Annotated in this window: 11 protein-coding genes and 1 tRNA gene; 4 read left to right on the forward strand and 8 right to left on the reverse strand. The window is 31.5% G+C overall.

What is annotated here, in order from left to right; genetic code table 11:
• The 3 genes from LDL23_RS00600 to LDL23_RS00610 all read right to left on the reverse strand — a co-directional run.
• A partial coding sequence (locus tag LDL23_RS00600) for a mevalonate kinase (RefSeq protein ID WP_291263971.1) occupies positions 1 to 766 on the reverse strand: 766 nt, incomplete at its 3' end.
• Positions 767 to 796: 30 nt separating this feature from the next.
• On the reverse strand, positions 797 to 1,147 hold the full coding sequence (locus LDL23_RS00605) for a four helix bundle protein (RefSeq protein WP_291263972.1): 351 nt from the start codon (positions 1,145 to 1,147) through the stop codon (positions 797 to 799).
• Between the two features lie 9 nt (positions 1,148 to 1,156).
• Positions 1,157 to 2,242 carry a diphosphomevalonate decarboxylase gene (locus tag LDL23_RS00610; protein WP_291263973.1) on the reverse strand — a complete coding sequence of 362 codons (1,086 nt, stop codon included), beginning with the start codon at positions 2,240 to 2,242 and terminating at the stop codon, positions 1,157 to 1,159.
• Between the two features lie 82 nt (positions 2,243 to 2,324).
• Here LDL23_RS00610 and LDL23_RS00615 point away from each other — a divergent pair, with 82 nt between their 5' ends.
• On the forward strand, positions 2,325 to 2,801 hold the full coding sequence (locus LDL23_RS00615; protein WP_291263974.1) for a TspO/MBR family protein: 477 nt from the start codon (positions 2,325 to 2,327) through the stop codon (positions 2,799 to 2,801).
• Positions 2,802 to 2,868: 67 nt separating this feature from the next.
• Here the strand turns inward: LDL23_RS00615 and LDL23_RS00620 are convergent, their stop codons facing one another.
• Entirely contained in the window at positions 2,869 to 3,453 is a 585-nt protein-coding gene (locus LDL23_RS00620; RefSeq protein ID WP_291263975.1) for a hypothetical protein, read from the reverse strand.
• A gap of 257 nt (positions 3,454 to 3,710) precedes the next feature.
• Between LDL23_RS00620 and LDL23_RS00625 the strand changes: the two genes are divergently transcribed.
• Both LDL23_RS00625 and LDL23_RS00630 read left to right on the forward strand, forming a co-directional pair.
• Positions 3,711 to 5,246: a hypothetical protein gene (locus LDL23_RS00625; protein ID WP_291263976.1), complete on the forward strand. Its 1,536-nt coding sequence runs from the start codon at positions 3,711 to 3,713 to the stop codon at positions 5,244 to 5,246.
• The gene (locus LDL23_RS00630; RefSeq protein WP_291263977.1) at positions 5,246 to 6,604 is read left to right on the forward strand and encodes an LPP20 family lipoprotein; all 1,359 of its coding nucleotides are present in this window, start codon (positions 5,246 to 5,248) and stop codon (positions 6,602 to 6,604) included. The genes LDL23_RS00625 and LDL23_RS00630 overlap by 1 nt, the downstream gene beginning before the upstream one ends.
• Here the strand turns inward: LDL23_RS00630 and LDL23_RS00635 are convergent.
• The 4 genes from LDL23_RS00635 to rplU form a co-directional block, all read right to left on the reverse strand.
• Entirely contained in the window at positions 6,582 to 7,805 is a 1,224-nt protein-coding gene (locus LDL23_RS00635) for an NAD(P)/FAD-dependent oxidoreductase (protein ID WP_291263978.1), read from the reverse strand. The genes LDL23_RS00630 and LDL23_RS00635 overlap by 23 nt on opposite strands.
• 73 nt (positions 7,806 to 7,878) lie before the next feature.
• Positions 7,879 to 7,960 (reverse strand) — tRNA-Leu (locus LDL23_RS00640).
• Positions 7,961 to 8,083: 123 nt separating this feature from the next.
• Positions 8,084 to 8,344 carry a 50S ribosomal protein L27 gene (gene rpmA / locus LDL23_RS00645; protein WP_111567425.1) on the reverse strand — a complete coding sequence of 87 codons (261 nt, stop codon included), beginning with the start codon at positions 8,342 to 8,344 and terminating at the stop codon, positions 8,084 to 8,086.
• A 19-nt stretch (positions 8,345 to 8,363) separates the two neighbouring features.
• Entirely contained in the window at positions 8,364 to 8,786 is a 423-nt protein-coding gene (rplU, locus tag LDL23_RS00650; protein WP_194094158.1) for a 50S ribosomal protein L21, read from the reverse strand.
• 189 nt (positions 8,787 to 8,975) lie between these two features.
• Between rplU and LDL23_RS00655 the strand changes: the two genes are divergently transcribed.
• Positions 8,976 to 10,000: pitrilysin family protein (locus LDL23_RS00655; RefSeq protein ID WP_291263979.1), on the forward strand; the 1,025-nt coding region annotated here is incomplete at its 3' end.

The raw sequence follows: 10,000 nt of genomic DNA on the forward strand, positions 1-10,000 counted from the left end.
TTGGTTTGAAGTTGTTCAAAACTACTTTTGATAATTGTTTGGTATTTTCTAATAACGATTTTACATCGCCGTGCAAGAAATTTTCCACACAAGCATCGGTATATTTTATGAATTGTGATTTTAACATCGTACGGAAACCGTTATCTTTTAAGTTTTCCATGAAAATAGAAACCATTGGAGCAGTTTCGCCCACTATTCCTGAATCAATTAAGAAAACCGCACCTTTTCCTTGTGTACTTTGTGTTGGAATTCCAGTTGCTTCGATATTATCTTTCGAGTTAATTAGAATTGGAATACTTAAATAACTATTCAAAGGATCTAAACCTGAACTTTTTCCGTGGAAAAACGATTCCATTTGAGAGAAAATCGTCTTCAATTGCAATAATTTTTCACGAGTTAAATTCTCTAAAACCGTGATTTTACCATTCGCATATTTATCATAAATAGCAGCAACTAAAGCACCACTACTTCCTACTCCGTAACCTTGTGGAATACTCGAATCGAAATACATTCCGTTGTTTACATCTTGTTTTAAAACTTCTAAATTGAAAGTTACTAATTCAGGTTGTTCTGTTTGCAATTGCTCTAAATAAACAACAAATCTTTTTAAACTTTCGTTTGATTTAATTGCACTTTCTGAAGGATTTTCATCTTTCTTTAGAGCTCCATTATAGAAATTATAAGGAATTGAAAGTCCTTTCGAATCTTGGATAATTCCGTATTCTCCGAAAAGTAATATTTTTGAGTAAAAAAGTGGTCCTTTCATATTATTTAATTGACAATTAATAATTGATAATTATTTATTCTTTGAAGTATTAATTATACTTGTTAGTAATTTCAATATTTCTATGTTTTTATTTTTCACATTAAGAAACTCTTCATCTGTTAAATAATTCGTTTCATATAACAAATCTAACCAATATTCTGTTTCATTTGCTTCTTTGAGCGAAATTGATAGTTTATGAATAAAGTCAGCTTTGCTTTGTGCATGTTCCGATTCTCTTACATTAGCTCCAATTGAAGTTCCAGAACGCAACAACTGTTTTGATAAAACAAATTCTCTTTTATCAGCTAAAACTTTATAAAGATACACTATTTCTTTAGCGAATTCAAAAGATTTTTCTTTTATAACATTTTTCTTCTCCATTATCAATTGTTAATTATTCATTATCAATTGACTTCCATTTCCAATTTGATCGCAAATATACTGACCATTTTGACAATAGCCAACTAATTCATTTTGAATAAATTGCAATACTTTTTCCTTTACGTTTTCAGGATACAAAACATGCACATTTGCACCTGCATCTAACGTAAAACAAACTGGAATTTGCGTTTCATTTCTGAACTTCCAAATCTTATTAATGATTTCCAATGTGTTGGGTTTCATCAAAATAAAATACGGCATTGAAGTCATCATCATAGCGTGTAGAGTCAAGGCTTCACTTTCTACAATATTGATGAATTCAGCTACATTTCCTGATGATAAAATCGCTTTTATTTGGGATAAATTTTCATGAGCTTGCGCAAAACGTCTTACCGCATAAAGATGATTGTGCATTAAATCGTGCCCAACCGTACTCGAAACTTGTTTTTCGCCTTTATCTACTAATAAAATTGTGTCTTGATAGTTTTTAAAGTTAGAATGAATTTCAGAAAATTTCACTCCAAACAAATCCGAACTTCCGTTAATCTCTGCATGACTTCCCCAAACTACGACTTCACCTTTGATACTTCTGCACGCGCTTCCACTTCCTAATCTTGCCAAAAATGAAGCTTTTGAATAGAAATAGTCATCCGAAATCGTTGGATTAATTGCTTTTTCTAAACTCATGATGTTCATTGCTAAAGCTGCCATTCCAGAGGCTGAAGAAGCAATTCCCGAACTATGAGGAAACGTATTTTTAGTGTCAATTTTAAAATGATATTCTTTTAAAAACGGACAATATTTTTCAATTCTTTCGAAGAATTTTTGAATTTTTGGTTTAAAATCTTCTTTTGGTTTTCCTTCAAAAAGTAAATCGAATGAAAAACTATTATTTTCTAATTTTTTAACTACTTCCAACTTCGTAATTGTTTTACAATTGTTTAACGTAAAACTTATCGATGGGTTCGCTGGAATTTGGTTTTCTTTCTTGCCCCAATATTTCACTAAGGCAATATTACTAGGCGCGCTCCATTCGAAACTAGCGGATTCAATAGAATTATATGAGTTGGCGATAAAATCTTTTTCGGTAAGCATAGCTTAAAATTTTGACAAAAATACCGATTTTGATTGATTTGTTCCCTTGATATTTCGTTAATTTGCCTATAAAATTGAAAACATGAACAAATATCTTAAAATAACTTATTGTGTTGCCATTTGTTTGGCAGTAGGTTACTTATCGAGTAATGTTACACAATCAAGTATTTCCACTTGGTATCCCGAAATTAAAAAACCGAATTTCAATCCGCCAAATTGGTTATTTGCACCCGTTTGGACTACGCTTTTCATCCTAATGGGAATTGCAGCTGGAATGGTGTGGAACAAACTAGAAACCAACAAAGAATTGGTAAAAAAAGGATTATTGTTTTTTACAGCTCAATTACTTTTAAATGCTTTATGGTCGTATTTGTTCTTTGGACTGAATAATATTTTATTGGCATTTATCGAGATTATTTTACTTTGGTTAATTATTTATGAAACCTATTATATTTTTAAACAAATAGACAAAAGAGCTTCTTATTTATTGATTCCTTATTTGTCTTGGGTTGGGTTTGCAACAATTTTAACTGGAACGATATATTGGTTAAATCGATAATCAACATTTATAAAATAAAAAAGGCGACTTCAAATTGAAATCGCCTTTTTTTATATTTTGAAAAGGATTATTTATTTCCCATTTCTTCCATTTCTTTATAGAAAGTTTCTTTGAATTTTTCGTAGTTATAATCTACTTTCAAACGATCATCAGCAGAAATTCTATTATTTAAAGTATTTAATAAAGCAGCATTATTTAACTCAATTGCAATATATGTTTTGTATTTACCTGCAGCTGTTTTAGTTAATTCCTCACAAATTGTTTTAGTTCCAGAAATTGATTGATTGATTACCTCACGGCTTAACCCTTCATATTTAGCAATATATTCTTGTTTTCCACCAGAATTTACATCGTTAAAGTAGTTATCAATAACTGCTTTTAATGTTACTTCTATTTGACCTGCTAATTCTAAACGTGCGTTACTCAATGCCATTCTTTTAGAGTTTGCTTGATCTGGGCTTTCGCCAACACTATTAGCTCTAAAAAAATCTTTATCGGTAAAGTATTTTGGTCCACTACATAAAACTTCTACTTTAACTTCTCCTTTTGGAGCATCTACTGGTTTTTCTTCTTTTTTACTTCTACAAGAAGCTGCACCAAGGACTAATAAACCTACTAAAATTGTATTTCTCATTTTTGTAATTTTTCTCATTTTTGTATAATTATTGTTAAACACTCATTTTTGGTATCAAATTTGAAAGATTTGCCAATATTAACAAAAAAAACAACTCGAAAAAACGTTTGTTTGTTATTTTTGTTTTAAAATTGTCAACTGAACTTTAACACATTTTACAAAATACGTGCCAATCTATGAAATTGAACTTTACCCCAAAATATTCAATCGTATTCTTATTCTTATTTCTGTTCTCTTGTAGTATAAAAAACACTACCTTAAAAAAAGGAGCTGAAATGGAAAAATTAGGCAACTTCAAACAAGCCTCAGAATTGTATTTAGGTGTTTTATACAGAAAACCAAATCTCCCAGAAATTGAAAACGCGTTAAGAAGAAGTGCTCAATTGCATATTTCTGAGACAGCTTTCACAATTGCCACAAAAAACGAAAAAGGAGACAAAGAAGGTGTTGTAAATGAATATTACAATCTGAATGGTTTTGTGAATCAAGTAAATGCTTTCACAAAAAATCTAGATATTGATCAACAAACGAAAGCGATTTACAACAAAAACTTAGATCAATATTTAATGGGGCAATATGATTTAGGAATCAAATATCTTTCTGAGAAAAAATTCGCAGAAGCTGAAAGTGTTTTTAATGATATTTCTCGTTTTAATCCTAATTACAAAGACACTCCAAAACAACTAAGCATTGCCATAAATGAGCCTGTTTATTTGAGCGGAATTCAACTTTTTGGAGAAAAAAAATACATGCCTGCTTATGATAAATGGAATGAAATTTACACTCGTGAGGCTAATTATAAAGACGTAAAAAACAAATTGCAACAAGCATTAAACGAGCGTTACAAAGAAGGAAGTTATTATTTAATGCAAGAAAACTTTAAAGAAGCAGAATTAGCTTTTGAGCAAGTTAAAAATATAAACAACAACTATTTAGATGTAAAAAATCTGCATCGTGAAGCTGCTAGCGAACCTATTTATCGTAAAGCGATTAAAGATTTGAAGAAAGGAAAATGCAGAACCGCTTATTTAGGATTGGATGACATTATTCAAAGATTTGATAGTTACAAAAATGCTGATGAATTAAAATCGGATGCTTTAGTATGTGCAGAATATCCAATTATTGTAGAATCATATAGAGGAAGAAACTCGAGTGGCTTTGAAAGCAACATTCAAAATGCGGTTATTGAAGACATTTTAGCTAGTAAAAATCCGTTTGTAAAAATCATTAAAGGAAGCAATGACATTTCTTCTCCGTATTATAATATTTCGGAGACAAGCAAAAACAACACACAATTGAAGCGATATATAGAAAATTTTTATGTAAGAACAAATGCAAAAGCGGTTTTAACAATACATATTAATCAATATCAGTTACAAGACGAACCTGTTAGAAGTTATGATGTTAATGGATTAGAAGTAAAAAAATTAAAGGCTCGTAATGGTTCCGATTCGCTTGTTGAAAAATCAGTAGTGTATAAAGAATATGAAAAAAGAAGTACGTTACAATCCAACATTACGTATCGATTAGTTGAAATTACAACAGGCAAAATTTTGATGCAAAAAACCATCCAAAAAAATGATGAAAAACAAATTCGATACGCTCGAAATAATAATTCAAACTATAAACTGATTTATCCTACGCGCACCATTGCTGACCGAATAATGAGAGACGAATCGAACTATAAAAACTTGCAAGCGCTTTTCCAAACTAGCGATCAAATTAACAGTCAATCTCTAGCTGAGAACATTTTAACCGATTTTAGAAAACGAATTGTTTCCGAAATTTTGCTTTTTAACCCTGAAGAATAATGCTTAAATATATCGTTTTACTTACTAGTTTTTTTGTTTTTTTCTCATGTGGAAGTTCTAAAAACAATTCCACAATTCCTGAAAATGCTCCAGAATGGGTTTCCAAAACTCCTTTGAGTAATTTTAATTATATCGGAATTGGTATGGCACCAAAATCATCATCTGATTATAGAGAAAAAGCACAAAAAATGGCACTAACTGAAATTTCAAATAGCATTTCGGTTACCGTTTCTAGTAACAATTCGCTAAACGTTTTTCAATATGATGATACTTTTAATGAGTTTTATCGCATGAACAGCATGGTTTCTAGTGCTGCTTTTTTAGAAGGATATGATATCGTGGATATTTTTGAAACTGAAAATTATTATTACACCTATTTAAGCTTATCAAAACAAAAACACCAACAATTAAGAAAAGCCCGAATTAATAAAGCATTAGAAGCTTCGATTTTCAAATTTGATTACGCCAAAAAACTGACTGCTGAAAAAGATTTTTCTGAAGCTATAAAACAACAAATTTTAGCCTTAGAAGATATTAGTGAGTTTTTAAACGAAGATTTACGCTACACCGAAAATCAGACAGAAAAGCCCTATGTTAGTCTTTTGATGAACACGATTTTTACTAATTTAAATCAAATTGAAATATCATTTCCCGTAAAACAACTGAACATCAAACATGCTGCTGACCCAAAAGACATTAACATCCAACCCATAACCATTAAATCGCAAAATAAGACACTTAGCAACATTCCTGTTTCTATTTTTTATTCTTGGCAACCGGGACAAAGTTTGGATTTGGTTTCAGAAAGCAATGGTACAATTTCATTAGTAATTCCGAGAAATTGTAGTAAAAACAATTCGGAAAAAATCACAGCAATTTTAGATACGTACTCTTTAGTTAAGAATTTAAGTCAAAACCGAGTGGTTCAAAAGATATTTGAAAATTATCAATCTAAAAAGTTTGAACTATCCATTGCAAAACAATTACCTGTTATTGAATTAGATATATTTTTAATTGACAAGTTGAAGAAAAATTTAAATGCCTTAGAAGACGAATTGTTTCAGATTTTTTCTGCTGATTATTTCACCTTAGCTTCAAGAAAAGCAAAAAAAGATTTTACCATTACTATCGAAAGTAAAAAAATTGAAAACTTACAAGTAAACGGTAAAATTTCCACAAAACTAGAAAGTCGTATTAAAATTACAAATTCTAGCAACCACATTGTATATCAAGAAACCTTGTACAACATCATCGGAATAGGTTCTAGCACTGAACTAGCTGAACAAGATGCTTTGCAATCGTTGATGGATAAAATTAAGATGGTAAATTACACTGTTATGGTTCAATCGATGTTATAGCATTAGCTACAATAAATCCGCCTGTCCAAGCATTTTGAAAGTTAAAACCGCCCGTAATCGCATCGATATTTAGAATTTCCCCAGCAAAAAAAATATTAGGTAAAATTTTGCTTTCCATGGTTTTAAAATTCACTTCTTTTAAGTCAATCCCACCTGCGGTCACGAATTCTTCTTTAAACGTACTTTTTCCGTTAACTTGAAATTCGCCATTGGTTAATTGTTCGGCTAATGTATTCAATTGTTTCTTATCCACATCTGCCCATTTGGTTTCTTCTGTAATTCCTGCTGCTTTTACGAGATTTTCCCAAAGACGTTTTGGCAATTCGAAATGCGCGTATTTTGAAACTAATTTTTTAGAATTTTCTTCTTTGATAGTTTTCAACAAATCGATGGCTTCTTCAAAATCAATTTCGTTTAACCAATTAACTTGAATGGCAAACTGATATTTTTTATCCGCTAATTCTCTTGCTCCCCAAGCAGAAAGACGCAATATTCCAGGGCCGCTCATGCCCCAATGCGTAATTAATAAAGATCCAGATGCTTGTAGTTTTGATTTCTTTACTTTTACCGAAGCCAAAGCAGAAAGTCCCATCAAATCTTTGATTCGCGAGTCTTTAATATTAAATGTAAATAGCGACGGAACAGGTTCAATAATGGAATGTCCAAGATTTTGTAACAATTCCCACATCTTCGGATTACTTCCGGAAGCCATTACAATTTTTTCACATGTAAAAACCTCTTGGGTAGTTGTTACTTTCCAATGGTTTTCGGTTTTATATAACTCCTGAACGCTATGATTGGTTAAAATATAGATTTTAAGCTTTTGAGTTGCTTTTAAAAAACAATCGATTATTGTTTGAGACGAATTAGAAACGGGAAACATTCTACCATCGTCTTCAATTTTCAGTTCAACTCCATGTTGTTCAAACCATTCAATCGTATCTCCTGAACAAAATTGATGAAACGGACCTTTTAATTCCTTTTCGCCTCTTGGATAAAATTTCACTAAATCATTCGGCACAAAACACGCATGTGTTACATTACAACGACCACCGCCAGAAATACGTACTTTTTCTAAAACGCTTTTCCCTCTTTCAAGTATAGCTACTTTTAGATTTGGATTTTTTTCTACAATGTTGATAGCTGTAAAAAATCCAGCTGCGCCTCCGCCAATAATGATGATGTCGTATTTTGAGTTCAATGAGTTTGTTTTAATTTGAATAAAAGTAATTATTTTAAATTAAAAAAGCTCCAACTTTCGTTAGAGCTTTAAGTGCGGGTAAAAGGACTCGAACCTTCACACCTTGCGGCACCAGATCCTAAGTCTGGCGTGTCTACCAATTTCACCATACCCGCGTATGCTTAATTGTGGGTGCAAATATAGGTAATTGCATTAAATATTCAAACACAAACCACATTTATTTTAATAAAAAAACCTCTCAAAAAGAGAGGTTTTTAATATGTTGCTAAATAAAATTATTAAGCTTCGAAAGGAACTACAGATACATAAGATTTGTTTTCCCCTTTTTTCTGGAATTTTACAACTCCATCAACTTTAGCATGTAAAGTATGATCTTTACCCATGTAAACGTTTTCACCTGGGTTGTGCTTCGAACCTCTTTGTCTAACAATGATGTTTCCAGCAATAGCAGCTTGACCACCATAAATCTTAACGCCTAAACGTTTCGATTCTGATTCTCTACCATTCTTCGAACTACCGACACCTTTCTTGTGAGCCATGACGTAATATTTTTAAATGTTATTCTTCAGTTTTTGGTTTTTTTGTTGCTTTAGCTTTTGGCTTAACTTCTTCAGTAGCTTCAGTTACTTCAACTTCAACTTCTTTTTTAGCAGCTTTTTTCTTAGCACCAGCAGCAACGATTCCTTCAATTAAAATTTGAGTGAATGATTGTCTGTGACCGTTTTTCTTTTTGTAACCTTTTCTTCTTTTCTTTTTGAAAACGATTACTTTATCACCTTTTAAGTGTTGTAACACTTTGGCTTCTACTGAAGCACCTTCTACAGCTGGGGCGCCTAAAGTTACTGTTCCGTTTTCATCTAATAAAAGAACTTTGTCAAAAGAAACTTTAGTTCCTTCTTCTGAAGCTAAACGGTGAACATAAACCTTTTGGTCTTTGCTTACTTTGAATTGTTGCCCTGCTATCTCTACGATTGCGTACATAACAATGATTTTAGTTAAAAATTTTAAGGTTGCAAATATACAATAATTTATAAACCAAACAACTATCTCCTTAATAAAAAAATCAGAAATTGTATTTTCAATAAATTTTCTACATAAAAACTCTATTTAATTGTAACATAATCCCGAAATTGCGTCTTATTACAATTATATCAAACAAATTAATAACGTATGAAAAAATCTTTAATGGCTTTGGGTACTGCACTAATGCTTGGCGGAACTGCTTCTGCTCAAAAAGTAACATTCGAGGAATTTGATTTAGACAACGGATTACATGTTGTACTTCATCAAGATAATTCTGCACCTGTGGTAATTACGTCTGTAATGTATCATGTAGGAGCAAAAGACGAACAACCAAACCGTACTGGTTTTGCTCACTTTTTTGAACACCTTTTATTTGAAGGAACAAAAAACATTGGTAAAGGCGAATGGTTTAAATTAGTTACGGCAAACGGAGGAAACAACAATGCCAATACTACGGATGATAGAACATATTACTACGAAGTTTTCCCTTCAAACAATTTAGAATTAGCTATTTGGATGGAATCAGAACGATTAATGCATCCAGTAATTGATCAAAAAGGTGTTGATACACAAAACGAAGTAGTTAAAGAAGAGAAAAGATTACGTGTTGACAATCAACCTTATGGGAATTTAATTAAAGCGGTTAAAGAAAACATGTTTAAAGTGCATCCATATAAATGGACAACCATTGGAGAAATGGAGCATTTAGATGCTGCTACTTTAGAAGAATTCTTAGCTTTCAACAAAAAATTCTATGTGCCAAACAATGCAGTTTTAGTAATTGCAGGTCAATTTGACAAAGCGCAAGCAAAAGAATGGGTGAAAAAATATTTTAGCGCTATTCCAAAAGGAGCTCCAGTAACTAGAACTAAAGTAGAAGAAGCACCTATTACAAAAGAATTTAAAGCAACTTGGCAAGATCCAAACATTCAAATTCCAATGGTGGTAGCATCTTACAGAACTCCATCTATGAAAACTCGTGATGCTAGAGTATTAGATATGATTTCTTCTTACCTTTCTGATGGGAAAAGTTCGAAATTATACAAGAAAATTGTAGACGATAAAAAAATGGCTTTACAAATTGGAGCTTTTAACTACAGTCAAGAAGATTACGGAATGTATTTAATCTATGGTTTACCAATGGGACAAAATACAACAGAATCTCTTGTAAA

The sequence above is a fragment of the Flavobacterium sp. genome, from assembly GCF_020217025.1.
Lineage (GTDB): Bacteria > Bacteroidota > Bacteroidia > Flavobacteriales > Flavobacteriaceae > Flavobacterium.